Origin of the sequence: Actinomadura nitritigenes (genome assembly GCF_017573545.1) — a bacterium.
Classification (GTDB): domain Bacteria; phylum Actinomycetota; class Actinomycetes; order Streptosporangiales; family Streptosporangiaceae; genus Spirillospora; species Spirillospora nitritigenes.
Genome location: NZ_JAGEOK010000002.1, coordinates 313,452 through 337,371, shown reverse-complemented (window position 1 = coordinate 337,371; position 23,920 = coordinate 313,452). Strand labels below are relative to the sequence as shown.

Annotated in this window: 25 protein-coding genes; 21 read left to right on the top strand and 4 right to left on the bottom strand. The window is 73.9% G+C overall.

What is annotated here, in order from left to right; translation table 11 throughout:
• Nucleotide 1: 1 nt before the first annotated feature.
• Entirely contained in the window at nt 2–487 is a 486-nt protein-coding gene (locus J4557_RS03915) for a DUF4282 domain-containing protein (protein ID WP_208264943.1), read from the bottom strand.
• Nucleotides 488–1,028: 541 nt separating this feature from the next.
• Here J4557_RS03915 and J4557_RS03910 point away from each other — a divergent pair.
• The 20 genes from J4557_RS03910 (at nt 1,029) to J4557_RS03815 (ending at nt 20,128) form a co-directional block, all read left to right on the top strand.
• Nucleotides 1,029–2,039 (top strand): hypothetical protein, encoded by a 1,011-nt coding sequence (locus J4557_RS03910; protein ID WP_208264942.1) that lies wholly within the window; start codon nt 1,029–1,031, stop codon nt 2,037–2,039.
• On the top strand, nt 2,036–2,752 hold the full coding sequence (cpaB, locus tag J4557_RS03905; protein ID WP_208264941.1) for a Flp pilus assembly protein CpaB: 717 nt from the start codon (nt 2,036–2,038) through the stop codon (nt 2,750–2,752). The genes J4557_RS03910 and cpaB overlap by 4 nt, the downstream gene beginning before the upstream one ends.
• Before the next feature lie 8 nt (nt 2,753–2,760).
• Nucleotides 2,761–4,314, top strand: coding sequence for a CpaE/TadZ family protein (locus J4557_RS03900; protein WP_307799361.1), 1,554 nt, complete (start codon nt 2,761–2,763; stop codon nt 4,312–4,314).
• 4 nt (nt 4,315–4,318) lie between these two features.
• Nucleotides 4,319–4,732, top strand: coding sequence for a TadE/TadG family type IV pilus assembly protein (locus J4557_RS03895; RefSeq protein ID WP_208264940.1), 414 nt, complete (start codon nt 4,319–4,321; stop codon nt 4,730–4,732).
• 4 nt (nt 4,733–4,736) lie between these two features.
• Nucleotides 4,737–6,056 carry a TadA family conjugal transfer-associated ATPase gene (locus J4557_RS03890; protein WP_208264939.1) on the top strand — a complete coding sequence of 440 codons (1,320 nt, stop codon included), beginning with the start codon at nt 4,737–4,739 and terminating at the stop codon, nt 6,054–6,056.
• Complete coding sequence (locus J4557_RS03885; RefSeq protein ID WP_208264938.1) at nt 6,053–6,976, top strand: type II secretion system F family protein; 924 nt, start codon at nt 6,053–6,055, stop codon at nt 6,974–6,976. Before J4557_RS03890 ends, J4557_RS03885 begins: the two co-directional genes overlap by 4 nt.
• A gap of 9 nt (nt 6,977–6,985) precedes the next feature.
• On the top strand, nt 6,986–7,885 hold the full coding sequence (locus J4557_RS03880; RefSeq protein WP_208264937.1) for a type II secretion system F family protein: 900 nt from the start codon (nt 6,986–6,988) through the stop codon (nt 7,883–7,885).
• Entirely contained in the window at nt 7,866–9,107 is a 1,242-nt protein-coding gene (locus tag J4557_RS49270) for a sensor histidine kinase (protein ID WP_208264936.1), read from the top strand. Before J4557_RS03880 ends, J4557_RS49270 begins: the two co-directional genes overlap by 20 nt.
• Nucleotides 9,108–9,794 (top strand): response regulator, encoded by a 687-nt coding sequence (locus J4557_RS03870; protein ID WP_208264935.1) that lies wholly within the window; start codon nt 9,108–9,110, stop codon nt 9,792–9,794.
• Between the two features lie 169 nt (nt 9,795–9,963).
• Nucleotides 9,964–10,218 carry a hypothetical protein gene (locus J4557_RS03865; protein ID WP_208264934.1) on the top strand — a complete coding sequence of 85 codons (255 nt, stop codon included), beginning with the start codon at nt 9,964–9,966 and terminating at the stop codon, nt 10,216–10,218.
• Nucleotides 10,219–10,230: 12 nt separating this feature from the next.
• Nucleotides 10,231–10,509 (top strand): hypothetical protein, encoded by a 279-nt coding sequence (locus J4557_RS03860; protein WP_208264933.1) that lies wholly within the window; start codon nt 10,231–10,233, stop codon nt 10,507–10,509.
• The gene (locus J4557_RS03855) at nt 10,509–11,150 is read left to right on the top strand and encodes a prepilin peptidase (RefSeq protein WP_208264932.1); all 642 of its coding nucleotides are present in this window, start codon (nt 10,509–10,511) and stop codon (nt 11,148–11,150) included. Before J4557_RS03860 ends, J4557_RS03855 begins: the two co-directional genes overlap by 1 nt.
• The gene (locus J4557_RS03850) at nt 11,147–12,304 is read left to right on the top strand and encodes a C40 family peptidase (protein WP_208264931.1); all 1,158 of its coding nucleotides are present in this window, start codon (nt 11,147–11,149) and stop codon (nt 12,302–12,304) included. The genes J4557_RS03855 and J4557_RS03850 overlap by 4 nt, the downstream gene beginning before the upstream one ends.
• 114 nt (nt 12,305–12,418) lie before the next feature.
• Nucleotides 12,419–13,966: a hypothetical protein gene (locus J4557_RS03845; protein WP_208264930.1), complete on the top strand. Its 1,548-nt coding sequence runs from the start codon at nt 12,419–12,421 to the stop codon at nt 13,964–13,966.
• The gene (locus J4557_RS03840) at nt 13,945–14,499 is read left to right on the top strand and encodes a hypothetical protein (RefSeq protein ID WP_208264929.1); all 555 of its coding nucleotides are present in this window, start codon (nt 13,945–13,947) and stop codon (nt 14,497–14,499) included. The genes J4557_RS03845 and J4557_RS03840 overlap by 22 nt, the downstream gene beginning before the upstream one ends.
• On the top strand, nt 14,496–14,951 hold the full coding sequence (locus J4557_RS03835; RefSeq protein ID WP_208264928.1) for a DUF3592 domain-containing protein: 456 nt from the start codon (nt 14,496–14,498) through the stop codon (nt 14,949–14,951). The genes J4557_RS03840 and J4557_RS03835 overlap by 4 nt, the downstream gene beginning before the upstream one ends.
• A gap of 9 nt (nt 14,952–14,960) precedes the next feature.
• On the top strand, nt 14,961–15,377 hold the full coding sequence (locus J4557_RS03830) for a hypothetical protein (RefSeq protein WP_208264927.1): 417 nt from the start codon (nt 14,961–14,963) through the stop codon (nt 15,375–15,377).
• A 190-nt stretch (nt 15,378–15,567) separates the two neighbouring features.
• Nucleotides 15,568–16,869 carry an RNA-guided endonuclease InsQ/TnpB family protein gene (locus J4557_RS03825; protein WP_243775210.1) on the top strand — a complete coding sequence of 434 codons (1,302 nt, stop codon included), beginning with the start codon at nt 15,568–15,570 and terminating at the stop codon, nt 16,867–16,869.
• A 919-nt stretch (nt 16,870–17,788) separates the two neighbouring features.
• Nucleotides 17,789–19,420 (top strand): substrate-binding domain-containing protein, encoded by a 1,632-nt coding sequence (locus J4557_RS51525; RefSeq protein ID WP_208264926.1) that lies wholly within the window; start codon nt 17,789–17,791, stop codon nt 19,418–19,420.
• Nucleotides 19,421–19,507: 87 nt separating this feature from the next.
• Nucleotides 19,508–20,128, top strand: a complete 621-nt coding sequence (locus tag J4557_RS03815) for a prepilin peptidase (protein WP_243775209.1) — start codon at nt 19,508–19,510, stop codon at nt 20,126–20,128.
• Between the two features lie 6 nt (nt 20,129–20,134).
• Here J4557_RS03815 and J4557_RS03810 read toward each other — a convergent pair whose 3' ends face one another.
• A complete protein-coding gene (locus J4557_RS03810; RefSeq protein WP_208264925.1) occupies nt 20,135–21,616 on the bottom strand; it encodes an LCP family protein in 1,482 nt (493 codons plus the stop codon).
• A gap of 182 nt (nt 21,617–21,798) precedes the next feature.
• On the opposite strand from J4557_RS03810, the gene J4557_RS03805 reads away from it, so the two are divergent.
• Nucleotides 21,799–22,656 carry a serine/threonine-protein kinase gene (locus J4557_RS03805; protein WP_208264924.1) on the top strand — a complete coding sequence of 286 codons (858 nt, stop codon included), beginning with the start codon at nt 21,799–21,801 and terminating at the stop codon, nt 22,654–22,656.
• A gap of 72 nt (nt 22,657–22,728) precedes the next feature.
• On the opposite strand, the gene J4557_RS51520 is transcribed toward J4557_RS03805, so the two are convergent.
• Nucleotides 22,729–23,304 carry an OmpA family protein gene (locus J4557_RS51520; protein ID WP_208264923.1) on the bottom strand — a complete coding sequence of 192 codons (576 nt, stop codon included), beginning with the start codon at nt 23,302–23,304 and terminating at the stop codon, nt 22,729–22,731.
• A 5-nt stretch (nt 23,305–23,309) separates the two neighbouring features.
• Nucleotides 23,310–23,882, bottom strand: a complete 573-nt coding sequence (locus J4557_RS03795; protein ID WP_208264922.1) for a hypothetical protein — start codon at nt 23,880–23,882, stop codon at nt 23,310–23,312.
• Nucleotides 23,883–23,920 lie beyond the last annotated feature (38 nt).

Here is a 23,920-nt window from a genome sequence, read left to right as displayed (position 1 = left end):
TCTAGTCCTTGTCCTTGATGGCCCGCAGGTACTCACTGATCTTGAACTGGTTGATCAGGAACTCCAGGACCATCCGGGTGGCCAGCAACTGGAAGATCCACAGGAAGGGGGTCGCGATGAGGGTGAGCAGCCCCAGGGTCGTGTTCCATTCCAGGAAGGCCACGCCGTACCACGCGACCAGCAGCGCCAGCAGCGTTATCAGGACAAGTGCCAGCCGGTAGATGATCTTGATCATCTGGGTCGTGACCATGTGGTCGAAATTGGTGTCGAACAGCGCGCTGAGCAGGCCCTTCGACTGCGGGTCGCGGGGCGTGGGCTGCCACGTCTGGGGCTGTTCGTACGGGCCGGTGCCGTAGGCGCCGGGCGGGCGGGGGCCGGGGACGGGCCCGGGCTGCTGCTGCGGCGGCGGGCCGTACGGTCCCGTGCCGGGGCCCGGCGGGGGCCCCGGGGGGCGCGGTGATTGGCCGGGGTCCGATGGGTGCGTCATCGCCGTCGTCTCCAGTCTGGGGCCGCCTCTAGGAAGACTCTAGAGCCTGATCCGGGCGTCCGGACGGAACGGGACGCGCGGCTCACCGGGCGTGCCGCGGTCCTCGCGGGCGCGGCCGCCGGGCACGCTGTGGAAAACCGGTGGCACGGCTGGTGACGGGAATGTCGCGAAACGGAGCGGCGGCGGGCCGGACCATGGTATTCGAGTCCATTCTCTGAGACGAGGGCCCGGAGGCCCCTTTTCGTCGGCCGCCCCGTGGGGCCAGAGGCTTAAATTCCTTCCCTCACCTGCGTATTTTCCGTTCATTCGATGATTGGACAAGAGAAGTTCACCTTGCTGGTGCACCGTTCTCGGGATCGGTCCAACCGGATATCGGGTAACTTCTCACGAGTCCGTCGGATTGGCGGCTCAATTCCTGATCGTGGCGGATTTCGATGGTTATCGTGGCCCGCGACCCGGAAATCCGGCGCGGTGCCGTGCCGGGCCGTCCGGACGGCCCGGTGGAGGGTGTGGTGAGGCACGTGACCTTTCGGGGCGCGGCGTGACGCTGGTGATGCTCCTCGACGACGTTCCCGGCCTGGGCGTCTTCCGCGGCGTGGCGGCCGCGCGGGTCCGGGCGGGGTTCTCGCCGCTGTCGGACGAGGGACTGGAGTTCACCGCCCGGATCGGGAGCACGCTGGCCGAGCGTCCGGCGGTGCTCGCCCTCTACCCGACGTGGCGGCCGGACGCGGCGGCCCGGCTGCTGCGGTTCGCGCGCGCGTCGCTGGGGACGCGCCGCCTGGCGATCGTCCCGCTCGACCTCCCGCCGCTCGCGCTGTCGCTGGTGGCGGACCAGCTCGCCTTCCTCGCCCCGTACGTCGAGCCCGGGACCCTCGCGACCGTCGCGCCCCGGCTCGCCGGGCTGCTGGTCGCCGGGGCGCGGGTGAACAGCGTCACCCGGCTGGAGCACGTCCGGACGGGCTTCGGCGACCACCTCGCCTCGTACCTGCCCGGCAGCGAATTCCTGGTCACGGCGGCTCCGCGCCAGGGGGTCCGCAGGGCCGGCCCGGACACGGCGCCGGAGGCCGGGGACGCGCCGCGACCCCCGGTGGTCGTGCTGGCCGCGGAGCACGGCGGCGACGGCGGCTGGGTCCGCGACCGGCTGGGGCCGGCGCTCGGCGCCGTGTCGGTGTCGATGGTCGCCGATCAGCCGCTCGGCGCCGAGTACTGGCGCGCGAAGAGGTACGTCGAGTTCGTCGCGTTCAGCGGGGACAGCGGCGTGCTTCAGGCGATGCTGCGGCAGGTGGTCTGCGAGCCCTGCCCCTGGTGCGGTACGGCGGTCGGCTCGCCGGTCTGCCCGTTCTGCGGGATGGTCCAGCCCGTCCGGACGCCGCCGCCCGATTCGGCGCCGCCGCCGGTCGAGCACCCCGCCGCCCCCGGCCCGTCCCCTGCGCGCCCGCTCTCGGCCGAGCGGCCGCAGCCGCCGCCGGCACGGCTCGTCACCGCACCCTCTGAGACCGGGTTCGGCGTCCCCGAGTCCCCGTCCCCGTCGTATGCGAACGGAGTCACATGAACCCCCGACAGCGCCGCGGCGTGCTGCTCATGATCCTCGCGGCGGTGGGCGCCGTGACGGTGTTCGTGTCGGTGCTCGGCTACGTCGGCTCGGTGCGGGCCGAGGTCGGCGAGAAGCGGCAGGTGCTGCGGTTGAAGGTCGCCGTCCCCGCCTACGGGCGGCTGGACCCGGGCATGGTCGAGCGCGTCGAGATGCCGGTCAAGTGGTCGCCGGACACGATGCTCACCGATCCGGCGTCCGTCGCGGGCAAGGTCGCGCCGACCGCGCTGGTCGCGGGCGCGTACCTGCAGCAGGGCATGCTGATCGACGCGCCGCTGTTGCAGCCCGGCCAGCGCGAGATCGCCATCATGATCGACGCGGAGACGGGCGTGGCGGGCAAGGTCAGGCCCGGCATGGTCGTCGACATCTACGCGACGTTCCAGCAGCAGTCGCAGCGCGACCAGCGGTCCTGCGCGTCCCGGATCATCCGGCGCGCGCAGGTGATCCAGGTCGGCCGGACCACCCGGCAGCATTCGGGGTCCAACGCCCAGGACGTGAACACGGTCGTGCCGATCACGTTCGCGCTGGCGGCCGACGACAGCGTGAAGCTGACCTACGCGGAGGCGTTCGCGAGCCATGTCCGGCTCGCGCTGATCGGCGGCGACCAGGCCGACGCGGCGAGCGACCCGGTGCGCAGGCTCGGCGCGATCTGCGACATGCCGGCGGCCCGGTGAACGGCCCCGTGACCGGACGGCCCGTCCGGGTGCTGCTGGCGACCGATGACCGCGACCTGGCGTCCCTGCTGAACGCGCAGTTCCGCGAGCTTGGCGCGGTCGAGGTCGCCGGGGTGGAGACCAGCACCGGGGACGTGGTGGGCGCGGCGGCGGGCGCGCCCGGCCTGGACGTGGTGCTGCTGCACCAGGCCCTCGGGCCGCTGCCGGCGCTGGACCTGATCCGCGAGCTGGGCGTCCGGCACCCGCACCTGCCGGTGGTGCTGATCGCGGAGGAGGCGACGGCGGAGACGTTCGGCGCGGCGATGGCGGCGGGCGCGCGCGGGGTGATCTCGACCGAGCCGACGCTGTCGGAGCTGCAGGGCCGGGTGGAGGCGGCGGCGGAGTGGGCCCGGACGATGCGCCGGCACTTCGACTCGTCCGAGGACGGCCCGCCGCCCGGCCGCGTCGGGACGGTGCTGGCGGTGTGCGGCGCCAAGGGCGGGACGGGCGCGACGACGATCGCGGTGCATCTCGCCGTGGCGGCGGCGACGGCGGGCCGCGGCGTGTGCCTGGTCGACCTGGACCTGCAGAAGGGCGACGCCGCCGGCTACCTGGACGTCGTGCACCGGCGCAGCATCGCCGACCTCGTCGGGGCGGCCGACGACCTGGACGGCCCGACGCTCGCCGAGGCGCTGTTCGTGCACCGCCTCGGCCTGCACCTGCTGCCGGCCCCGGCGGAGGGGGAGCGGGCCGAGGACGTGCCGGCCCGCGCGACCCGGCAGATCCTCGCCGCGCTGCGGGCCCGGTACCAGGTGGTGATCGTCGACTGCGGCGCCCAGCTGTCGGAGGCGAGCGCGATGGCGGTGGAGCTGGCCGACCGGGTGGTGATCGCGGCGACCCCGGACCTGCCCGCCCTGCGCGGCGCGAAGCGGCTGGTGAAGATGTGGGGGCGGCTGCGGGTCCGCAAGGAGGAGGACACCGTGGTCCTGCTGAACCGGCACGACCGCCGCAACGAGATCCAGCCGGACCTTGCCGCGAAGATCGTCGGCGTGGGGCTGCTCGGGACGACGGTCCCGGCGGTGTACCGGGCGCTGGAGGACGCGTCGAACACCGGCTCGCCGGAGGCGGTGAAGAGCTCCGACTTCCGCAAGGCGATCAGCGGGCTGGTCCGCGAGACGGGCCTGCTGGACGAGCCGGGGGCGCGGGAGGACCCGCGCGACCGGGGCGCGGCGTCGGTGGACTTCGCGGCGATCGTCCCGCTGGTCGGGCTGGTGCTGCTGCTCTGCTGGCAGGCGCTGCTGACCGGGCTGACCTCGATGTACGCGAGCCACGCGGCGGACGAGGCGGCGCGGGCGGTGGCCGTGGTCGGCTATGACACCCCGGAGGCGAGGCAGGAGGTGCGGCGCCGCGCCGTGGCGCGGGTCGCGGGCCCGTGGGGCGGCGAGGACGTGCTGCACCTGGGCGTCGAGGACGGGTACGCGAAGGTGACGGTGGACGTCCCGGCGGTCCTGCCGGGCTGGTCGTCGACGTTCGGGCTGACCACCCGCGCCAGGATCGTCGACGAGGGCGCGGGGGGCGGGTGACGCCGTGCCCGCCCCCGACGCCGCCCGGACCGCGGGTCCCGCCCCCGGCGCTGCCCTGACCGCTGGTCCCGCCGCCGACCGCGGGACCGCGTCCGTCGAGTTCGCCGCGCTGCTCCCGATCGTGCTGGCGGTCGTGCTGGTCTGCTTCGAGGCGCTGATGGCGTCCGTGACGGTCGAGCGGGTGGAGAACGCGGCGCGGACCGGCGCCCGCGTGGCGGCCATGCGGCAGGACGCGTCGGCCTGCGTCCCGGCGGCGGCCGCGGCCCTGCCGGGCTGGCTGAACGAGCGGGTGCTGCGCGGCGGCGAGGCCGGCGGCGACGGCGTGTCCTGCACCGTCCGGGCGAAGGTGCCGCTGCTGTGGCGCGGCGTCCCGCTCGACTACACCGTGACCCGCACCGTCACGATGCCGGAAGGGTGAGCCGATGGGACTGAGGGACCGCCTGGAGGACGAGCGGCTCCACGGCACCGCCGCGAGCCGCGCCGGGGTGTCGCACTGGCGCCGCCGGCTGCTGGAGGAGGTGAACCTCGACGAGCTGGCGCTGCTCGGGCTGGCGCAGCGGCGCGCCCGGCTGGAGAAGGTCACCGGGCACATCGTCGGCCGCGAGGGGCCGGTGCTGTCGCCGGGGGAGCGGGCGGCGCTGGTCCGCCGGGTGGTGGACGAGGCGCTCGGCCTCGGCGTGCTCGAACCGCTGCTGGCCGACGAGACCGTCACCGAGATCATGGTGAACGGCCCCGACCACGTGTTCGTGGAGCGGGAGGGCCGGGTGGAGCGGGTCGACACCGCGTTCGCCAGCGAGGACCAGCTGTACCAGACGATCGACCGGATCGTCGCGCAGGTGAACCGCCGGGTGGACGAGTCGAGCCCGATGGTGGACGCGCGGCTGCCGGGCGGCGAGCGGGTCAACGTGATCATCCCGCCGCTGTCGCTGGTGGGGCCGGTGCTGACGATCCGCCGGTTCCCCCGCTCGTACACGATCGAGGAGCTCGCCGCGCGGGCCAGCCTGGACGCGCCGACGGGGCTGCTGCTGGCCGCGCTCGTCCGGGCCCGGCTGAACCTGGTCATCTCGGGCGGCACCGGGACGGGCAAGACGACGATGCTGAACGCGCTGTCAGCGTTCATCCCCGGCCACGAGCGGATCGTGACGATCGAGGACTCGGCGGAGCTGCGGCTGCGGCAGGAGCACGTGGTGCCGCTGGAGTCGCGCCCGCCGAACATCGAGGACAAGGGCCGGATCACGATCCGCGACCTGGTCCGCAACGCGCTGCGGATGCGCCCGGACCGGATCATCGTCGGCGAGGTCCGCGGCGGCGAGACCCTCGACATGCTCCAGGCCATGAACACCGGCCACGAGGGCTCGATGGTGACGGTGCACGCCAACTCCACCGAGGACGCGGTGTACCGGCTGCAGACGCTGGCCAGCATGAGCGACGTCAAGCTGCCGTTCGACACGATCCGCGACCAGATCGACAGCGCCGTCGACGTGATCGTCCACCTCGGCCGGGGCCCGGACGGATCGCGCCGGATCGTGGAGATCGCGGCGGTGGCGACGCGGCGCGGGGAGCGGCTCCGGCTGGAGCCGATCATGAACTTCGAGTCGCTGCCGATCGGGCCGGACCGGATGGTGCGGGGCGAGTTCCGGCACCGTCCGCTGCCCGCGCCGCTGGCGACCCGGCTGTTCCACGCCGGCGAGGGCGTCCCGCCGGCGTTCGGTGTCCGGGCCGAGGAGGAGGAGTGGCGATGAGCCTGCCGGTCATCGTGCTGCTGATGGCGGTCACGGGGGTCCTGGCCGTCTGGGGCGTGGGGGAGTTCGCCGCGGGCCGGGAGCTGCGCCGCGGCATCACCGTCCGGTCCCGGCTGGACGGGGAGGCGCCGCCCGACGGCCCGCTCGTCCGGCTCGACCGGCGGCTGCGCGGCACCGAGCTCGGCCGGCTGCTGGCCCGCCGGATCGCCGCGGCGGGCCTGGCGATGCGCGTCTCCACGTTCCTGCTCGCGATCGTCGCGGGCGGGCTCGCCGCCATCGTGCTGATCGGCCGGCTGCTCGGGCCGGTGTTCGGCGTCGCCGCCGCCGTCGCGGTCGGGTTCGTGTTCTTCGGCTACCTGCGCCGGCGGGAGGAGCGGCGCAAGGAGGAGTTCGTCGCGCAGCTCCCGGAGCTGGCGCGGGTGCTGTCCAACGCCGCGCAGGCCGGGCTGTCGCTGCGCACCGCGATCGCGCTGGCCGCCGACGAGCTGGACGACCCGGCCCGCACCGAGCTGCGCCGCGCCGCCGACGGGCTGCGGCTCGGCGAGTCGCTGGAGGCGGTGCTCGGCGACCTGGCGGGCCGGCTGCCGTCCCGGGAGCTCGGCGTGCTGGTCAGCACGCTGCTGGTGTCGGCGCGGTCGGGCGGGTCGCTGGTCACCGCGCTGCGCAGCATCGCCGGGACGCTGGAGGACCGCAAGGAGATCCGCCGCGAGGTGCGCACGATCCTCGGCCAGGCGGTGGTGTCGAACTGGGCGGTCGGGATCCTCGGCGTCGCCGGCATCGCCATGATCAACCAGATCGAGCCGGGGGCGCTGCGCGAGATGAGCACCCACCTCACCGGCCAGCTGATGCTCGCGGCCGGCGCGGGGCTGTTCACGGCCAGCCTGGTGGTCATCCGCCGGATCACCCGGATCGACGTGTGAGGTGACCAGATGATCTTCGTGCTGGCGGGCGGCGCCGGGCTCAGCGTGCTGCTGGGCGCCTGGGGCTTCGTCCTGCTCACCGGCGGGGAGCGGGTGGCGGGGTCGGCGCTCGCCGCGTCCGCTCCGGCGCCCGCCGCGCGGCCCGGCCGGGGCGAGGTGTTCGGGCTGAACCGGCTGGCCGGGCGGCTCGGCCGGCCCTTCGGCCGCCCCCTGATGACCGCGCTCGCCCCCTGGCACCGCCGGATCCGCGAGCGGATCGACGCGGCGGGCCGTCCGGGCGGCATGACGGTCGAGTCGTACGCGCGCATCACCGCCGGGTACGCGGTCCTGTTCGGCTCGCTGGGGGTGCTGCTGCTCGCCGCGGGGCAGGTCCCGATGGGGCTGATCTGCCTCGCGGGGATCTTCCAGAACGAGCTGTTCCTGCTCGGCCGCGCCCGCAGCCGCCGCGACGAGATGCAGCGCGGCATGCCCGACTTCCTCGACGTCCTCGCCGTGACGGTGTCGGCGGGCATGGGGTTCCGGCACTCGCTGGCCCGGGTCGTGGAGAGCATGCCGGGGCCGCTGGCGGACGAGTTCACGATCGCGCTGCGGCAGATGGAGCTCGGCACGTCCCGCCGCGAGGCGTTCGAGGATCTGCGGCGCCGCAACCGGTCGGAGATGCTGAGCCAGTTCGTCACGGCCGTCCTGCAGGCCGAGGAGCTGGGCGCGCCGCTCGCGACGGCCCTCATCGACATCGCCACCGACATGCGCCGCGAGTCGGCGCAGTGGGCGCGGCGCAAGGCGCAGCGGACGACGCCGCAGGTCACCGCCGTCACCACCGCCCTCACCCTGCCGGCGCTGATCCTCGTCGTGCTCGGCGCGCTCTTCTACAGCTCGGGAGCTGATCTCGGTGCCGTCCTCGGTCACTGACCCCGCCCCGGGTCCCGGCGCGGGGGCGTGCGAGGCCGCGCGGGCCCGGTCGCGGATCGACGCCGCGTTCCGGCTCCTCATGCAGGTGCGGACGCTGATGGCGGCGATCACGCTGCTCGTCCTCGCGGTGCGCGGGCTGACGGTCGCGACGTTCGTCATGGTGGCGTGCGTCGGGCTGCTGTCCTGGCTGGTCTCCCGGCACGTCGACCGGATCGTCCCGCGGCTGCTCGACCATCCGCTGCTCGTCGCGCTCGACCTGTGCGTGGGGTTCGCGGTGCTGGCGGTGTGCGGGCCGTCCGGGCCGTTCTTCCTGTCCACGGTGGCGACCGCGGCGGCGGCGGGGCTGCTGTACCGGTGGCCGGGCATGCTGATCGTGTCCGTCGTGCAGATCGCCGGGTACTTCGTCACGTTCGCCGTCCCGCACGCCGACGTCGGCACGTTCCAGGCGCTGGCCAGCCAGCCCGCCTACTACCCGCTCGTCGGGTTCGCGGGCGTGGCGCTGCGCCGGCTGTTCGAGGAGCACGCGGCGGCGGAGGACGCGCGGGTCGTCGCCGAGGGCGCGGCCGCCGCCGCCGAGGAACGCGCCCGGCTGGCCAGGGAGATGCACGACTCGCTCGCCAAGACGCTGCGGGGCGTCGCGCTCGCCGCGTGCGCGCTGCCCGCGTGGATCCGCACCGCGCCCGAGCGCGCCGAGCGGGAGGCGGCCCGGCTGGCGGACGCGGCCGAGACCGCGTCCCGGGAGGCGCGCGGCCTGCTGACCGATCTGCGCGACGCCACCGCCGCGGCGCCGCTGCCCGAGGCGGTCCGCGCCGCCTGCGCCGCCTGGTCGGCCCGGACGGGCGTCACCGTCCAGGCCGACGTCGCCGCGGACGCCCGGCTCCCGCAGCGCTCGCGCCACGAGGTGCTCGCCATCCTCGGCGAGGCCCTCGCCAACGTGGAACGGCACGCGGACGCCGCGAACGTGACCGTCCGGCTCGCGCGGGCGGCGGGCGACGTCGTCCTGACGGTCCGCGACGACGGGCGCGGGTTCCGCACGGCATCGCCGGCCGACCACGCGCGCCGCGGCCGCTACGGCCTGGTCGGCGTCTACGAGCGCGCGGAACGGGCCGGCGGGACGGCGCTCGTCCGCTCGGAGCCGGGCGAGGGCACGACCCTCCTCGTCCGCGTAGCGGCGGCGCCGGCCGACCCCGCCGGCGCGGACCGGCCCGCGGAGGTGGGCTGAATGGGCGCGCCGCGGGTCCTCGTCGCCGACGACAACGTGGTGGTCCGCTCCGGCCTGGTGTCGCTGCTGGAGGCGCACGGGATCGAGGTCGCGGGCGAAGCGGGCGACGGGCGGCGCGCCGTGGAGCTCACCGCCCGGCTCCGCCCTGACCTGGTGCTGCTGGACGTGCGGATGCCGCTCATGGACGGCGTCGCCGCCGTGGCGGAGATCAGCCCGCTGGCCCGGGTCCTCATGCTGACCTACACCGACGACCCCGGCACCGTGCGGGCCGCGCTCGGCAAGGGCGCGACCGGCTACCTCGTGCACGGCGCGTTCACCGCGGACGAGCTGATCGCGGCCGTGCACGGCGCGGTCGGCGGCGCGCACCCGCTGTCGCCCGCGGCGGTGTCCGCGCTGGTCGGCGCCGTCCGGGAAACGTCCGAGACCGCCGCGTCCGCGCCCGCCGAGCCCCGGACGCCGCCGGACGCCCCGCACGGGGGCTTCGGCCTGTCGGCGCGGGAGGCGGAGGTGATGCGGCTCATCGTCCAGGGCGCGTCCAACGGGGAGATCGCGGCGCGGCTGTTCCTGGCGGAGAAGACGGTGAAGAACCACGTCAACCGCATCTACGCCAAGCTCGGCGTCACCTCGCGCGGCGCCGCGATCGCCCGCTGGATCGGCACGGCCGGTGATCTGGGGCGGGCCCGGTGACCCGTGCCGCGGCCGCGGGCCGGCCCCCGGCCCCTGGGCCCACCCGCCCGGGCCGCCGATTGGGACGGCGGGCCCTGGGAATGGCGGCGCCCGCTCCATATTTTGGTGGTCGTAAAACGGACGGGCGAACGTTCCCGGCCGGTGGACAGGCCATCTGGAAAGGACGCCGATGATCCTCGAATCGGTGCGTAAAAGGGTTCTGGGCGACGATCGCGGGGCCGATGTCTTCGAGTGGGCCGGGATGCTGATCCTGGTGGCCGCCGTCATTGCCGGCCTCTACGGCCTCGGCATCGTCGACACCACGACGAACGGCGTCAAGGGCGCGCTCACCAGCATCTTCTCCGGCGACCCAGGCGGTGGCGGTGGCGGCGGGGGCGGCGACAAGGGCAACGACAAGACCTGTGTTCTCGGCATCTGCTGGTAAAGGGAATCGATGATGAACGTTCTGCTTCCGGCCCTGGTGCGCGCCCGGTTGTCGATGTGGTCGGGCGGCGAACGGACCGCGCTCTTCTTCCGGGACCGCGTCGAACGGCTCAAGGACCCCGACGACCGCGGCGCCGACATTTTCGAGTGGGCCGGGATGCTGATCCTGGTGGCCGCGATCATCGCGGGGCTCTACAGCCTCGGGATCGTCGACACGGTCACCAAGGCGGTCCAGGACGCGCTCAAGCAGATCTTCGAGGGCGACCCGGGCGGCGCCAAGGGCGACACCTGATGGGCGAGGCCGCGGCCACCGGAGCGGCGGTCGCGGGAGCGGCCGCCGGGTGGCTGTGCGCCCCGGTCACGGCCGCCTACCGCGGGCCGCTCACGCCCCGCGCCCGGGCCGGGGTCGCGGTGCTGACGGGCGCGGTGCTCGCGGCGCTGGCGGTCCGGCTCGGCGGACGGGCGGACTCCGTGGCGTTCGCCTACCTCGGCGTGGTCGGCGTCCTGCTCGCGGTGATCGACGCCGCGGTCCGGCGGCTGCCGGACCCGCTGACGCTGCCGTCCTACTTCGCGGGCGCGGCGCTGCTGGCGGCGGCCGTCCCGTTCACCGCGCACGGCGCGCTCCGGTTCGCGCACGCCCTGATCGGGATGGCGGTGCTGTGGGCCTTCTACTTCGTCCAGCGCTTCCTGCTGCCGCACGCGATGGGCGGCGGCGACGTGAAACTGGCCGGTGTCCTCGGCCTGTACCTCGGGTGGCTCGGTGAGGCGGCATGGGTGACGGGCGTGGTCGCCGGTTTCCTGTACGGCGGCGTGTACAGCGTGACGTGGCTGCTCCTCGGCCGCGCCGGGCGCAAGGACGAGCTGCCGTACGGCCCGTTCATGCTGGCCGGCGCGTTGACGGGCATCCTGTTCGGCGGCTGGTTCGCGCGATGAACCGGGAGGCCCGGCGGGGCGACGAGGGCGCGGCCACCTCGGTCCTCGTCGTCGGGATGGCGCTGTGCCTGGTCGCGGCCGTGCTGCTGTTCGGCCGCGTCGCGCAGGCCGGCGACATGCGCAGCCGGGCGCAGCGCGGCGCGGACGCCGCGGCCCTCGGCGCGCTCGAACCGCTCCGGCTGCGGCTGGCGGAGATGGCGCTGTCCGGGACGCCGCCCGCGGGCCTCGGCGCCTGGCTGCTCGCCGACGACGCCCCGCGGAACGCGGCCGGGCGCTACGCCCGCGACAACGGCACGCGCCTGAACGGCGAGGTGCACCTCACCGGGCTGGACGGCACGTACGCCAAGGTCAAGGCCGTCACCGCCGACTGCCAGCTCAAGAAGGACGGCGAGCTCACCGAGCAGGAGAAGGACGACCTGCGCCACGGCCGCCATCTGTGCACCGACGCCAAGGGGGACAGGGGCATCGGCCGGGTCGGCAACGCCGTCGCGATCGCCCGGCTCGCCGTGCCGGACTGCACCTACGAGTTCTCCCCGGTCCCGCCGGGCGAGTCCGCGCCCGAGGAGCAGCCGACGCCCCCCGCCCGGCTGGTCTGCGAAGGCACCGTCGCATGGCCGGGCGGCGACGCGGCCGCCGTGAAGAAGACGTTCAAGCTCCGGCTCGTCGACAAGGAGAGCGACGTCGCCTACAACGGGTTCCCGTACCGGAACATCGGATACGGCGGCGCGATGCCGCCGCCGGGCCCGCTGCCGGCGGGGACTCCGGAGATGATCCGGCGCGCCATCGCCTTCGCCGAGGCGCAACTCGGCACCCCCTACCAGTGGGGCGGGACCTGCACGGCGCCGAACCCGAAAGTGGCGACCATGGGGAACTGCGACTGCTCGTCGCTCGTGCAAATGGCGTACCGCGCGGCGGGAATCTCGATCCCCCGCGTCACCTACGACCAGTGGAGGTTCGGGCAGAGCATTCAGGCCGGCCAGGAGAAGGCGGGCGACCTGGTGTTCTTCAATATGGGCCCGCGCGGCCCCGAACATGTCGGCATGGTCGTCGATCGCGCCACCCGCACGATGATCGAGGCGCCGCACACGGGCGACGTCGTGAAGTTCTACACCTACGACGGGAACATCGGTTTCCGGCGTCCCTACGCGGGCTGATGAGAAGCCCAGGTAACGCGCCCGAGAACGGAAGGAAAACGGGCCCGTGAATGGGTCCGTATTTGGGTCCCCGGGCTCATTCGCGACGGAATCCCGCGTGCGAGCCTGCGAGGCGTGTCCCCCCAGCAGCGCAGCCCGGACCGGCTCGCCGACCGCGGCGCGTCCGTCCCGGAGTACGCCGGGATCCTGGCCCTCGTCGCGGCGGTCTGCGCCTCGCTCTTCGTCCTCGGCGTCCCAGGCCAGACCAGTGACGCGGTCTGCCGGGCGCTGCACCGGATGCACCTCGGCGACGCCTGCGCGGGAGGCGGCGGGAACGGCGGCCGGACCGACCCCGACGAGCCCACCACCGCGTGCACGACGGGCATCGAGACGAAATACCTCGAAGAGACCGTGACGATCCCGACCCGCATCAACGTGCGGACCAACAGCCGGGGCACCGTCCAGCTCACCCGCAAGGTCGGCGCGGACGGGAGGACCACCTGGGAGGTCACCGACTTCACCTGGGGTGAAGGGGCCGCCGCCAGTCCCGACTTCGGCTTCGGATTCGGCAAGATCGGCATCTGGGGCGGCGGGCAGTTCACGAATGGAACGGTCTACTCCTTCGACGACGAGAAGGGCGCGAAGAAGTTCTTCGACGACCTCGTCGACCACCGCATCGGGAACACCGCGAAATTCGTCGTCCGCACCAATCCCCTCACCGGCGGATTCTCCTGGCTCATCGGCAAGACCCCGTGGGTCGGCAAGTACTACGACCGCTGGATCGGCGGCAGCGAACCGGACAGGAAGCCGTCCGCCGACTACCAGGAGGGCGGCCCCACCGGCGGGTTCAAGGGCGAGCTGAACCTGTGGAAGGTGAAACTGCCGTTCAAGGCGCGCGGCTGGCTGATCGATGGCACCCGCACCGACCACGAGACCGGGCAGCGCACCACCTACTACACCGAGAAGGGCGAAGGGGAGATCGGGGCCCTCGTCGACCTCGGCGACGTCTGGAAGGTCCTGCCCAAGGGCACCCGCGAACGCGCCGCCGCGGGCGCCGCGGACGCGCTCGCCCTCGCGGTCGACGAGATCGGCAGGCGGCTCGGCGGCAAGGGCGTCGAGCTGTCGCCCGCCGAGGTCGAGAAGATCAAGGGGCAGATCCGGCTCAACCCCAACATCGGCCTGAACGTCAAGCACCGGGGCCAGACCACCTGGGCGTACACCGAGGACAAGGACGGCAACCCGATCAGCCTGACAAAGACCGGCAACTCCCAGAACGTCATCTACTTCCGCGCCGACGGCAAGGCCAAGGGCTCGCTCGAAGGTGACAAGGGCGAGCTGACCGCCGGCAAGCAGTGGATCCTCAGCTCCCAGCGCACCGTCACCGACAAGACCCTCGACTACACCGACCCGCAGGACCGGCAGGCGTTCGAGGACTACGAGCGGACCGGCGACGACGGCGCCCTCGACCGCTACTTCGACGGCGGCGGCGGGCGGATGTCCCGGCTGACCTACGACGTCGGCGGCGACACCGGCAAGCTCGACGTCAAGGGCGAGGCCGGCGGCAAGAGCAAGTTCGGCGGACTGTTCGAGAGCTCCACCGAACACCAGGTCAACACCCTCACCGGGGCCCAGTACTACAAGCCGGGAGAGGGGTGGGTGCCGTGGCGGCGCTGCCTCGGCTGACCGCCTGCGCCGCGCTCGCCCTCGTCGCGGGCTGCTCCGCGCACCACGACCCGCCGCCCGTCCCGGCGGGCTTCCGCGAGTACCGCTCCGACGCCTACGCGTTCGCCTATCCGGCCGGCTGGGCCCCGCACGGCGGCACCGACGAGAGCGGCGCGCCCACGCTCGACGTCGACGGTCCGGAACTGCCGTCCGGCGTCGACGACGGCCAGATCCACCTCGGCCGCCGCGACCGTTTCACCGGCGAGCTCGACGGCCGGCTGGCCCAGTTCCGCGGCCTCGCCCTGCTGAACGGCTACCACCTCACCGCCGCGCGCCGCACCGCGCTCGACGGCGCCGACGCGCGCCGCGTCGAGGCCCGCTACACGATCACCTCGACCGACGGCACCCGCACCCCCATGCACCTGACCGGCCTCTACGTCCTCACCGAGCGGCGGACCCTGCTCGAATTCATGATCCGTTCGCCCGACGGCGGTACCGCCGCCGCCCGGGTCCCCGCGATCCTCGGATCGTTCCGGCTGAGGGAAGGACGATGAGACGCCGCGCCCTGATCCTCGCCGTCGCGGCCGCCGCCGCGTGGGCCGCGCTGCACCTCCTGGACCTAGCCCCGGTGAGCCGGGCCGCGCTGCCGGCCGCCGGGGCGATCCTGCTCGTCGCCGCGCCGCTCATCGTCGTCGCGGACGCCGCCGCCCGCCGCCGCACCCCCGCCCGCGCCGCCGGCACCGTCCTCGCCTGCGAAGGCGAGGGCGTCGATCCGTCCGGCTGGGAGTACACGCTGACCGTCCGCTTCACCTCGGCGGACGGCCGCGACCACGTCATCACCGAGTCCGGCCGCCCCCGCCGCAGGCCGTCCGACCCGGTGACCGTCCGCTACGACCCCCGCGACCCCGTGCGCGCCCGCCTCGACCTCGGCGCCGCGCCCGCCTGGACGGCCGCCGCCGTGGTCCTGCTCACCGGCGCCGTCGTCACCTGGTTCGCCGCCCGCTGAAGGAGCCCCATGCCCGACCGCCGCCGCGCCGCCACGACGGTGCTGCTCACCGCGGCCGCCGCCCTGGCCGTCCTCGCCGCGCTCGCCGTCGTCGTGTCGGCAGCCGCCTTCGCCGCACCTTCCCTCGCGTCCTCGGACGCCTTCTACTGGACGTCCGCCGCCGCGGCGGCCCTCGTGCAGCTCCCCATCGGCTTCCTCGCCGCCCGCCTCACCGCGCCCCGCCTGCGCCGCGCGGGCGTGTCCGGCCCCGTGCTCCTCCCGCTCCTCGCGGCCCTCGGCCCGGCCGTCCCCGCCGTCCTCGCCAACCTCCGCCCCGTCGAGCACGTCGCCCCGCCGCTGAACGTCCTCGCCCCCCTCTGCGCCCTCGCCGCCGGCACCCTCCTCGGCCTGCGCCGGACCGCCCGCGAAAGCACATCGCTCTACTGAATTGGGTCCCCGATTGGGCCTCGAGACCCATGTGCTCCGGCCCCACCTCTCGTTTCAATAGGGTTCTAACGAAAAATCCCGGCCGTTTCACGGCCGGGAAGGAATCGCTTCCCTTGTGTACGGCGCGTCAGTGCCGTCCAATCGGTCGTTTCTGCTGGTTCCAGAGTAAGCAGAGGGTAGATTGGTGGCCATGAAATTGGTGGTGCAAGTGAAGCTACTGCCCACCGCAGAGCAGGCGGTGGCGCTGGCCGCGACCTTGCGCATCGCCAACCAGGCTGCCAACCAGGTCGCCATGGTGGCCTACCGGCAGCGGGTGTTCTCCCGTGCCGGGTTGCAAAAGCTGTTGTATCACCAGGTGAAAGCCCTGGGATTGTCGGCTCAACCGGCGCTGCATGTGATCCGGAAGGCCGCCGACGCCTACACCACACTGCACGCGTTGATCGACGCCGGGATGCTGGGCCCGGAGCGGTCGAAGCGGCGGGATAAGGCCGAGTCAAAGCCGATCACATTCCGGCCGGACGCCGCGCAACCGTTTGATGATCGCTGCCTGTCGTGGCAGTGCGACGCGCGAACCGTGTCGATCTGGACGGTTCACGGTCGCCTGCGAGGCATTGCCTACACCGGCGAGCCGTCTCACCTGAAGACCTTGGCCGAGCACCGCCGAGGTGAATCGGACCTGGTGCTGCGGGAGGGGAAATGGTTCCTGATCGCGACCTGCGAGGTCCCCGAGGAACCTCTCAACCGTGATCCGGTGGACTGGATCGGGGTGGATCGTGGGATCGAGAACCTGGCCACCACCTCCGATGGGGCCAACTTCCAGGGCCAGGGTTTGAAGCGGTACCGGCGGGCCCAGGCGCGGCGGCGGGCCGAACTGCAGGCCAAGAAGGCGGCCGGATCGAGGTCGGCCGCGCGCCGGCTGGCAAAGCGCAAGCAGCGTGAGACGCGGCACGCCACCAACACCAATCACATCATCTCCAAGCAGATCGTGGCCGATGCCCAACGCACCGATCGCGGAATCGCCGTCGAACAGCTCGACGGGATCGCTGATCGGGTCCGGCTCAGGCGGCACCAGCGGGCCACGTTCTCGACCTGGCCGTTCCACCAGCTCGGCGGCTTCCTGGAATACAAGGCCCGCCGGGCCGGGGTGCCGTTCTTGCAGGTGGATCCGGCCTACAGCTCGCAGGGCTGCCCGAACCGCTGGTGCGGGCACGTCTCGAAGAAGAACCGCCCCACCCGGGGCCGGTTCCGCTGCGTCGCGTGCGGGCTCGCTGGCCTGGCCGACGACATCGCCGCCGTGAACATCCGCAACCGGGCGCGCACGGCGTGGGCATTTGTCACCATGCCCGACCCCATCCCCCACGACCAGCTCACCCGGGCCAGGCGGGGGAGGGGTGATGCGCCCCCAGCACCACAGCCAGTGGGACGGGGAGCGCGACGAGGCGTGAAGACCGGGCTACCAAGCTCGGCCGTTCACGGCCGAGAAGGTGACTGACGGCACCATGCCTCCTGAAGACGGTGTCGACCTCCCGCCTCTCCCGCTGGACCTCCCGGGCTTTCCCACCCCACCCCAGCCCGCCGTCGACCCCGCCCCCACGCCCTCGGCTGCGCCGAGCCCGCCGGCGCCGAGCCCGGCGCCGCCCGCCGAGCTGACCGCCGCCGCACCGCCGACGAACGCCCCCGCGCCGCCGCCCGAGCCCGTCACCGCCGAGCCGAGCCGAGCAGCGCCCGTCGAGCCGCCGCCCTCCATGCTCGTGCCCGCGCCGTGGTCGGCCGTTCCCGCTCTTTCGGCGCCGCCTACGCCTGCTGCTGAACATTCCTCTGCTGCGCCAGCCAGCCCATCTGCCGCCGCCCCTGCCGTTGAGCCGAACCCGGCGGTGCCAGGTGGGCCGTCTGCCACGGAGCCTTCGTCGGACGCACCGACGCCTTCCGCGCCTGTCAGCGAGCCGAGCCCGGCGGCGTCCGTTGAGTCGTCGCCCGGAACGCCCGTACCTGCGCCATGGTCGGCCGCTTCCCCGCCGTCTACGCCTGTTGCGCAGCAACCCCCGGCTGTGTCGTCTGGTCCGTGGGTCGCTGCGGCGCCGGAGGGAGGCCGCCAGGCGGACGTGCCGTTCTTGACCGCGCCTACTCCTCCTGGGGTGCATGCGCCGTTCGGGGCGCCGGGGCCTGGGCCGCGGCCCACGCCCTTCGAGGGGACGGCTCAATCCGTGCCGGAGGTCGGTCCGTCCGGGCCTGCTGTGCCGTTCGGGCAGGTGAGCGGGGGCGTCCCGGCGCAGGGGGCGGTGCCGCCGGCCGGTGTCGTCGTTGGCGGGGGCCCGGTGGCGAATGGGGGTCCGCGGTTCGCGGCGCCGGTGAGGGGCGGGCCGCGGACGCTGGTTCCGGCGCGCCGGAGAGGTCCGCGGCGTCCTCCGCCGGTGCTCATCGCGGGCGTCGCCGCGGTGCTGGCGGTCGCGGTGCTGGTCGGCGTGAAGTCGTTCGGCGGCGGGGGGTGCGGGGGACGGCTGGCGCTGAGCGTGGCGGCCGATCCCGCGGTGGCGCCCGCGGTGACCGCGCTGGCCGAGAAGTTCAACGACGCGGACCATGAGGTCGGCGGGCGGTGCGTCGAGGTGTCCACGAACACGCTGCCGTCGTCGGCGATGGCGCTGGCGCTGGGCGGGGACAGGTCCGCCGCGCAGGCGCGGGCGGACGCCTATGTCCTCGACTCGTCGCTCTGGCTGGAGATCGCGGGACGCACCGCCGAGCGGACGGGCACCGCGCTGCCGAGGCCGATCGGCTCGGTGGCGAACTCGCCGGTGGTGTTCGCGGTGGCGAGGGACGCGGCGCCGGGCGCGCTGGCGTGGCGGGCGATGGCGCCGGGCGGGAACGCGTCCCTGCGGCTGCTCGCGCCGGAGCAGAGCGCGGCCGGCATGATCTCGCTGCTGATGGCGAAGCAGGCGGCCGGGACGGGGGACAGGGCGATCGCCGGGTTCGCCGGGATCCTGCAGTCCGCGCAGAGCGTGGACGGGTCCGCGCAGGGCGAGGCGGCGGCGTTCGACGGGCTGGTGCGGTTCGGCGGCGGGAGCACGCCCGTGCTGGCGGTGCCGGAGCAGACGGTCTGGCGGCACGCGGTGGCGGGCGGCGCGCCGGTCCGGGCGGTGCTGCCGGCGGACGGCACGATGAGCCTGGACTTTCCGCTGGTCGCCGCGCCGGGGAGGAAGGCGGAGGCGGCGCGGCGGTTCCTGGCGGAGGTCCGGTCCCGGGCGGGGGCGGGCGCGCTGGCGAAGGCGGGTCTGCGTCCGGCGGGCGGCGGCGCGGCGCCGGCCCTGTCGGCGGTGACGGGACTGTCGGCGGTGCCCGCGACGGCCGCGCCGGCGCCGGGCGCGGTCAGCGAGGCGCTGGAGATGTGGCGGCGGATGCATCTCGGCACCCGCATGCTCACCGTGATCGACGTGTCCGGTTCGATGCTGGAGCAGGTGCAGGGGACGGGCCGGTCGCGGATGGCGGTGACGACGGGCGAGGTGGAGAAGGGGATGTCCCTGCTGCCCGACTCCGCCGACATGGGGCTGTGGGCGTTCTCGACCGGGATGGACGGGCGGCTCCCGTACAGGGAGCTGGTCCCGGTGGGACGGCTCGGCGCGGCGGACGGCGGGCTCACGCATCGCGCCGCGATGCAGCAGGCGCTCGGCCGGATGCGGGCGAAGCCGGACGGGGACACCGGCCTGTACGACTCGGTGCTCGCCGCCTACCGCAGCGTCAAGGCCGGCTACCGCGGCGACGCGATCAACATCGTGCTCGTGCTGACGGACGGGAGGAACGACTTCGCGGGCGGACTGTCGGAGCAGGCGCTGCTGGCGCAGTTGAGGGCGGAGTACGACGCGAGCCGGCCGGTGCAGGTCGTCGGGCTCGGTTTCGGGCCGGGCGTCGACGTCGGCGCGCTCCAGCGGCTCGCGCAGGCCACCGGGGGCGCCGCGTACCAGATCCGCGACCCGAGGCAGATCCATCAGCTGTTCCAGCAGTCGGCCGCGTTGAAGATCTGCGACGACCCGCGGCAGTGCCCGGTGGGGTGACCGGGCGCGCGCGTTCGCGCGCACCGGCGTGCGGGGCGGGTTATCGTGCCGGAAGCTCCCTCAGAGTGCCGGAATGGGCGAGGTGCGATGGTCGCGTTGGTGCTGCTCCCTGCCGGGTTCGCCGCCGGCCTCCTCCTGGCCCCGCTGGCGGCGCCGTTCACCGGCGGCGTGCCGTGGACGCGGCGGACGGCCATGGGGGTCGTCACGGCGGCCGTCTTCGGGGTGACCGGGTGGCGGGTGGGGGCGCACGCCGTCCTCGGCGCGCTGCTGTACCTCGCGGCGGCCGGCACCCTGCTGGCGTTCATCGACGTCGAGGTCAAGCGGCTGCCCGACCGGTTCACGCTGCCCTCCTACGGCGCCGTGGCGGCGCTGCTGGCCGTGGCGGCGCCGTTCACCGGCGGCGGGTGGCGGCATTTCGAGCACGCCCTCATCGGGATGGCGGCGATGTTCGCGCTCTACGCGGTGCAGGCGTTCGCGGTGCCGTCCGGGATCGGGCTGGGGGACGTCAAGCTGTCGGGGGTGCTCGGGCTGTGCCTCGGCTGGTTCGGGGCGCGGGCCTGGGTGACCGGCCTGCTGGTCACCTACCTGGTCGGCGGCGTGATCGCGGTCGGCGTGCTGATCGTCCGGCGGACGCGCAAGGGCGAGTTCCCGTTCGGGCCGTCGATGCTCGTCGGGACGCTCGTCGGGGTGCTCGCGGCCGCCGGGTAGCGGTGCTCACGCGCAGGGGTTCTTCTGGCCGGCCTTGACCCCTCCGGTGATCTTGTTGAGCGTCTGCTGGGTGAAGTGCACGCCGTTCCTGCCGAGGACGAGGCGGACGCCGCCGGCGGGGGCGGAGCCGTCGGCGGTGAGGAGCGCGTCGGGGACGTCGCGGGCCAGCGCCGACGCCTGGGCCTCGGCGGACGGGTTGTAGACGAGCCGGCTCTCGGCGGCGGGCGCGGCCTTCTCCGTCCTCTTCGCGACCTTGAAGCCGCGCTTGCCGAGCTGCTCGACGACCCGCTGGACCATCGCCTTCGGGGCGCCCGCGGCGACGACGGTGACCCCGACCTTGCCGGGCGCCGGCGGGGCCTGCCCGGCGGGGGCGGGCTTCGCCGGCTCGGCGGGCAGGTCGTTGTCGTGCCGGATCGCGTCGAAGAGCGGCCTGGCCTCGGCCTGGTTCCACTGGACGCGGTTGGGGTCGGGGGCGTAGCCCTCGACCGGGACCGTGACGAACCGGACCTTCCCGGCGTCCATTCCCTTGAGCCCGTCCGCGAGCTTCTTCATGGTCGCGAGGTCGAGGCCGTCGTCGGTCGTCAGCGACTTGGTCGCGGCCTTGAGGAACTTGTAGGTCTTCGCCGGGTCGGTGAGCACCGAGCCGCTGGTGGCCTTGTCGACGACGGCCGCCATGAACTTCTGCTGCCGCTGGATGCGTTCGAGGTCGGAGCCGTTGCCGAGGGAGTAGCGGGCGCGGACGTAGCCGAGGGCCTGGGTGCCCTTGACGGTCTGCTTCCCGGCCTTCAGGTGCAGGTCGGCGCGGGGGTCGTCGACGGGCTTGTCGACGCAGATCTCGACGCCGCCGAGCGCGTCCACCATCCGCTTGAAGCCGGAGAAGTCGACCTGCACGAAGTGGTCGATGTGGATGCCGGTGAGGCTCTCCAGGGTCTTCCACGTGCAGGTCGGCCCGGCCAGGGAGAACGCCGAGTTCAGCATGCCGAACTGCGCGGGGACGGTGCCGCCGCCGTCCTTCTCGCACTCGGGGATCTTCACCATCGAGTCGCGGGGGAAGCTGATGCCGACCGCCTGGTCGCGGTTGGGCGACAGGTGCAGCAGGACCGCGGTGTCGGAGCGGGCGCCGGTGACGCCGTCCGCGGCGTACCTGGCGTTGTCGCCCGCGCGGGTGTCGGACCCGAGCAGCAGGATGTTGAGCGACTTGTTGAGCTTCTTCGGCCGGTTCCCGCCGAGCTGCCCGCCGACGTGCTTCTGGTCGATGCCGCCGACGAGGTCGTGGTAGAGCCAGGCCGCTCCGGCCCCGCCGAGCAGGACGACGCCCGCCGCGCCGATCGCGGTCCAGCGCAGGAACCTGCGGCGGCGCGCCCGCGCCGCCAGGGCGCGCGGCGGCGCGGTCCCGTCGGCGTCGGTGTCGTCGTGGGGCGAGGCGGTGCTGCTGTGGGCGGCGGCGTCCCCCGCGAGGTCTTCGCGGCCGGGGTCTGTGTCGCTCATTCGTCCAGTTTCGGGCGGGCCCTGTCCGGGGCGCGTGGTCTGGGAGGTTCGTCAGTCTAGGCAGGGGGGCGGAAGTCACGTACGTCTTCTTGTTGGATGCGCGATACGCCCGTTCTGTTGACATCTTCGGCGGAATTGTGGCTCGAATCCCTTGCGGCCGCGTTTTCCGTACGATCTCGTCCGTGGACGAGGCGTGGGTGGTCGGCGGCCGTTTCACCATGCTCGACCGGATCGGCGCGGGCGGGACGAGCCGGGTGTGGCGGGCCTATGACCGGGCGGAACGGCGGTACTGCGCGGCGAAGCTCGTGCGGAGCGGGGGCCGGACGTCGGTGCTGCGGGCGATCCGCGAGCAGGCGCTGCGGGTGGCGGATCCGCACGTGGTGACCCCGTACGCGTCGTGCATGGCCGGTGAGGACGTGCTGCTGGCGATGGACCTGGTGAGCGGCGGGTCGCTGGAGACGCTGCTCGGCGACTACGGGCGGCTGCCGCCGGAGTACGCCGCCGAGGTGCTGGACCAGGTGCTGGTCGCGCTGAGCCGCATCCACCGGGCCGGGATCGTCCACCGGGACGTGAAGCCGGCGAACCTGCTGCTGGAGCCGAGCCCGGTCGGGGCGCCGCACGTGCGGCTCGCCGACTTCGGGATCGCGCTCGGCGACGACGGCCTGCGCCTCACCACGACGGGTTTCACGGTCGGCACGCCGGGCTACCTGGCGCCGGAGGTGCTCGACTGGAACCGTCCCGGGCCCCGGCAGGACCTGTACGCGGTGGGCATGGTGGGCTGGCGGATGCTCACCGGCGCGGGCGACCCGGAGCCGCGCCAGCGGATCGGCGCCCGGCCCGCGGGCGTGCCGCCGATGCTGTGGACGGTGCTGTCCCATCTGTGCGACCCCGATCCGGCGCGCCGGTTCAAGGACGCCGACGCCGCGCGCCGGGCGCTCGCCCCCCACCGCACGGACCTGCGGTTCCCCGCGCTCACCCTCGACGGGGAACCGCTGCAGATCTTCGACCATCTCGGCCCGCCGCCCGCCCACCCCCGCTGACCCGCGACCGGGCGCCGTGCCGCCGGCGGAGCGGGTCGGCGCCCTCGCCCCGCGACCGGGCGCGGGCGAGGGTCACGCCTTGTCGAAGGTGATGTCGACGCGGCGGTTCTTCGCCCGCCCGGACGGGTTGTCCTTGCCGCCCACGAGGTTGGGGGCGATCGGACGCGTCTCGCCGTATCCCTTGGCCTCCATCCGCAGGGAGGTGCCGCCGAGCGCGCTGGCCAGCTCGGCCTTGACCGCATCGGCCCGCCGCTGCGAGAGGTCGAGGTTGTAGGACGGGGAGCCGATCGAGTCGGAGTGGCCGGAGACCTGCACGGTGCCGCGCGCGTCGCGGAGGCGCGGCGCGAGGTCGGCGATGCGGCGGCGGGCGGCGTCGGTGAGCTCGGCCTTGCCGAAGTCGAACAGGACGTCCGCCGAGATGTGCACGGTGACCTGCGAGCCGTTGTCGTCCTCGGTCTCGAGCGGGACGACGGCCCGGGTGAGGTCGATGGCGCGGACCGCGCCGGCCGCGTCGATGGTCTTGACGGACGCGGTGATGTTCCCGTCGGGGACGACGGGGTCGGTGTCGGCGCCGGCCTGGCCGGCGCCGGAGAGGGAGGCTGAGGCGGCCACCAGCACGGCGGCCGCGACGGCGATCGTCCGGCGCACGCCGCTCACCTCTCGACGGGGACGTCGCGGAACGCCGGCCACGATCCGAGCTGGACGTCGATGCTCTTCACGTTCGCCGGCGGCGCGGCGAACGTGTGGGTCGTCAGGGTGGCCTGGTCGTTCGGCAGGTTGGTCAGGACGACGTCGCTCTCGAGGTTGCGGTAGCCGGAGTCGGACACGACGACGTAGCGCTTGAGGTTCACCGAGTCGATCAGCGAGGCGTCCAGGCCGTGCTCCCCGTTGAGGCGGTAGGGGGTCGGGTTGTTGGAGCTGCCGGTCACGTGCGGGGTCCACTGGAGCGTGAGGGTGGCGAGCCGGCCCTTGACCCGCAGGCCCATGACCGCGATGTCGACCTTGGCGCCGGGCGCCATCGGGCTGTCGAAGGTGGCCTTGGCCACCGGCTTGTCGAAGCGGTCGACGAACGCCTTGCCGAGCGATCCCTGCGCGGCGCGGCCGGAGCCGCCGGAGCCGCCGGAGCCGCCGCCCGAGCCGCCGTCGGACGTGGAGCAGCCGGCCATCGCGCCGGCGAGCAGGAGTGCGGCCGCCGCCGTCGCGGCCAGGCGGTGTGACAGGCGCATGTACTGCCCTTTCCGTTTCGTCGCATATGCAAAGATCG